The organism is Pseudomonas sp. AM4(2022) (genome assembly GCF_036346515.1).
GTDB lineage: Bacteria > Pseudomonadota > Gammaproteobacteria > Pseudomonadales > Pseudomonadaceae > Aquipseudomonas > Aquipseudomonas paracarnis.
This window is the reverse complement of the sequence record NZ_JAOTNW010000089.1, coordinates 1-269: the sequence shown is the minus strand read 5'-3', so window position 1 is coordinate 269 and position 269 is coordinate 1. Positions and strand designations below refer to the sequence as shown.

Annotated in this window: 1 protein-coding gene; it reads right to left on the bottom strand. The window is 47.2% G+C overall.

What is annotated here, in order from left to right:
* A partial coding sequence (locus ODQ19_RS28100) for a hypothetical protein (RefSeq protein ID WP_330211851.1) occupies positions 1-269 on the bottom strand: 269 nt, incomplete at both ends.

The following is a 269-nucleotide window of genomic DNA, read 5'->3' as shown; positions in this document are numbered from 1 at the left end:
TTAATCCTCGCGTCGTACAGGCCCGCCCTTTCAATCGTGCCTTTATTGAAGTCGATTACATAGGCTTGGGACTTGCCGAGCAGCTCAGTTTTGACCAGCAGTCCCGGTCTGTTTTGATCATACGTATTATTAAAATGACCATCCATGACGTATGAGCCTTCTTGGAAAAAGCTGATTTTTCCAAACTCGAAGTGCTTGCGATCCTCCAAGGGTAGTTGCGAGATCATGTGCCTGACCGTTGTATTGACGGCGGCCTTTTTTTCCTCGAT